This is a genomic window from uncultured Ruegeria sp. (assembly GCF_947497005.1).
In the GTDB taxonomy this organism is placed as follows: domain Bacteria; phylum Pseudomonadota; class Alphaproteobacteria; order Rhodobacterales; family Rhodobacteraceae; genus Ruegeria.
The window spans coordinates 2,501-6,186 of the sequence record NZ_CANMFF010000046.1 but is presented as its reverse complement, the minus strand read 5'-3'; the positions used below and the strand labels follow the sequence as shown (position 1 = coordinate 6,186).

1 tRNA gene and 2 rRNA genes are annotated in these 3,686 nt (G+C 53.1%); all 3 read right to left on the bottom strand.

The features are described from left to right. The 3 genes from Q0816_RS25745 to Q0816_RS25735 all read right to left on the bottom strand — a co-directional run bounded on the left by Q0816_RS25745 (position 1) and on the right by Q0816_RS25735 (position 3,331). A tRNA-Met gene (locus Q0816_RS25745) sits at positions 1-77 on the bottom strand. A gap of 49 nt (positions 78-126) precedes the next feature. After that, a 5S ribosomal RNA gene (rrf, locus tag Q0816_RS25740) occupies positions 127-241 on the bottom strand. Positions 242-464: 223 nt separating this feature from the next. Beyond that, a 23S ribosomal RNA gene (locus Q0816_RS25735) occupies positions 465-3,331 on the bottom strand. Positions 3,332-3,686 lie beyond the last annotated feature (355 nt).

Sequence of the window (3,686 nt, the reverse complement as noted above, 5' to 3'; positions counted from 1 at the left end):
TGGTTGCGGGAGTAGGATTTGAACCTACGACCTTCAGGTTATGAGCCTGACGAGCTACCGGGCTGCTCCATCCCGCGTCAGAGTCAGATTTGTATCATCGTTTAGAGAGAAGGGGGATTTTACTAGGTTTGGCGGTGACCTACTCTCCCGGGGCTTAAGCCCAAGTACCATTGGCGCGGCAGTGCTTAACTTCCGGGTTCGGGATGGGACCGGGTGTTTCACTTGCGCTATGACCACCAAACCGAGGAAAATCCCCACGTCGCGACTTTGCTTTGCAAAGCGCGACGAGTGGCAGGCAGCGTATTTGCGTGCAAATGCGCGTTGCCACTCGGTAGTTATGTCAATCAACAGTGCCGCTTAGCGCGACACAGCCATCCATGTTTAATGAGGTGTATGTTTTTGGCTTATTTGTTCGCCTACCACTTCGTTACTTGAGGCGGTTGGCAGTCTTTCCATTACTGGATCAAATCAAGCCTATCGGGCGATTAGTACCGGTCAACTGAACGCATTACTGCGCTTACATCTCCGGCCTATTGACGTGGTGGTCTTCCACGGCCCTCAGGGAGACCTTGTTTTGAGGGGGGCTTCCCGCTTAGATGCCTTCAGCGGTTATCCTGTCCGATCATAGCTACCCAGCACTGCCGTTGGCACGACAACTGGTCCACCAGTGGATCGTTCACCCCGGTCCTCTCGTACTAGGGGCAACTCCTCTCAAGTCTCCTACACCCACGGCAGATAGGGACCGAACTGTCTCACGACGTTCTAAACCCAGCTCACGTACCTCTTTAAACGGCGAACAGCCGTACCCTTGGGACCTGCTCCAGCCCCAGGATGAGATGAGCCGACATCGAGGTGCCAAACACTGCCGTCGATATGGACTCTTGGGCAGTATCAGCCTGTTATCCCCGGCGTACCTTTTATCCGTTGAGCGATGGCCCTTCCACTCGGGACCACCGGATCACTATGGCCGTCTTTCGACTCTGCTCGACTTGTCAGTCTCGCAGTCAGGCTGGCTTCTGCCATTGCACTCAACGAGCGATTTCCGACCGCTCTGAGCCAACCTTCGCGCGCCTCCGTTACGCTTTAGGAGGCGACCGCCCCAGTCAAACTACCCGCCACGCAGGGTCCCGGATCCGGATAACGGACCGCGGTTAGACATCAAGAGTGCGAAGGGTGGTATCTCAAGGGAGGCTCCACAGAGACTTGCGTCTCTGCTTCAAAGCCCACCACCTATCCTGCACATCACAATCCTGATGCCAGTGCGAAGCTGTAGTAAAGGTGCACGGGGTCTTTCCGTCTAACCGCGGGAAGCCTGCATCTTGACAGGCAATTCAATTTCGCTGAGTCGATGTTGGAGACAGCGGGGAAGTCGTTACGCCATTCGTGCAGGTCGGAACTTACCCGACAAGGAATTTCGCTACCTTAGGACCGTTATAGTTACGGCCGCCGTTTACCTGGGCTTCAATTCAAGGCTCTCACCTCTCCTTTTAACCTTCAGGCACCGGGCAGGCGTCAGACCCTATACGTCGTCTTGCGACTTCGCAGAGCCCTGTGTTTTTAATAAACAGTCGCCACCCCCTGGTTTGTGCCCCCAGCCCCTAGTTGCCTAGGAACCGGGCCTCCTTCTCGCGAACTTACGGAGGTATTTTGCCGAGTTCCTTCAACATCGTTCTCTCAAGCGCCTTGGTATTCTCTACCAGTCCACCTGTGTCGGTTTAGGGTACGGTCTTATAGGAGGGCTATTTCCAGGAACCTCTCAGCAGCCCATTCAATCCGATAAGGATGAACTACCTCTGAGATCCGTCACCACTCCACGGCCCAGGAATATTAACCTGGTTCCCATCGCCTACGCCTTTCGGCCTCGGCTTAGGGGCCGGCTTACCCTGCTCAGATTAGCTTTAAGCAGGAACCCTTGGACTTTCGGCGAGAGTGTCTCTCACACTCTTTGTCGCTACTCATGTCATCATTCTCACTAGTGATCTCTCCACCGGATCGCTCACGCGCCGGCTTCATCGAAAAGACTTATATCTGCGCTACCGCCTATTCGGCTACTTGAGCGCGGTTGCCCGCGCCGCATAACCAGCGGCAATACAGATAAAGTCTTATGTCACACTACGCTCTGCTACCATGCCTTACGGCATCCTAAGCTTCGGCTCATGGCTTGAGCCCCGTTACATCTTCGCCGCAGGACAACTTATTTAGACCAGTGAGCTGTTACGCTATCTTTAAAGGATGGCTGCTTCTAAGCCAACCTCCTGGTTGTTTTGGTCGTCCCACCTGCTTTCCCACTTAGCCATGAATTGGGGGCCTTAGCTGTAGGTCAGGGTTGTTTCCCTCTCCACTACGGACGTTAGCATCCGCAGTGTGTCTGCCATCTAGTACTCCCGGGTATTCGGAGTTTGGTTAGGATCAGTAAGCCTGTGGGGCCCCATTACCCATCCAGTGCTCTACCCCCCGGGGTATTCGGATGACGCTCTACCTAAATAGATTTCGCAGAGAACCAGCTATCTCCGAGTTTGATTGGCCTTTCACCCCTAGGCACAGCTCATCCCGATCCTTTTCAACGGATGTGGGTTCGGTCCTCCAGTAAGTGTTACCTTACCTTCAACCTGGCCATGCCTAGATCACTCGGTTTCGGGTCTGATCCCACGAACTCATGCGCCCTATTAAGACTCGCTTTCGCTACGCCTACACCTAACGGCTTAAGCTTGCTCGTGAGACCAAGTCGATGACCCATTATACAAAAGGTACGCCGTCAGCTCGCAAGGAGCCTCCGACTGATTGTAGGCGTTCGGTTTCAGGTACTGTTTCACTCCCCTCGTCGGGGTGCTTTTCACCTTTCCCTCACGGTACTGGTTCACTATCGGTCAGCAAGGAGTACTTAGCCTTCGAAGGTGGTCCTCCGATCTTCAGACAGAATTTCACGTGTTCCGCCCTACTTAATACGTCCGTCAAAGCTTCCTATACGGGGCTGTCACCCGCTATGGCCACGCTTCCCAACGTGTTCTAGTCACTTATCCGGCTCGGCTGGTCCCCGTTCGCTCGCCGCTACTAGGGGAGTATCAATTGATTTCCTTTCCTCCGGGTACTTAGATGTTTCAGTTCCCCGGGTTTGCCTTTATAACCCTATGTATTCAGGTCATAAATACCTGTTTATGCTCATTATTGATTAGCAGAACTAACAATAACAAACATTCAGGTGGGTTGCCCCATTCAGAAATCCATGGATCAAAGCTTATTCTCAGCTCCCCATGGCTTATCGCAGAGTATCACGTCTTTCATCGCCTCTTGCTGCCAAGGCATTCACCAAACGCCCTTCTCGCGCTTGATTTGATCCAGAAAAAGAAAGACTTGATATTGGCACTACCGCCTATTCGGCTACTTGAGTGCGTTTGACCGCACACAACCAAAGCTGCGCTAGTAATCAAATCAATCACGATGACCCAGCTGGTAACTAAAGGTCATCTGTTCTTCTGAACCAAAAACATACATTTCCCGCCCCCGCCACTTGGACGAGGACAAATGAGCAACCCCATATGGTCTCTCAGCCGTGCAGCTGATCAACGCAGGTCGCTCGGGTTAGTATATTAGACTTGGACAACTCTGTTCGTTTCGGTGCGGGATACACAACTCAGGCCGGCTAGACCCAAACTGTGCCGTCTGCCAAATGGCAGAACCGACCGAGA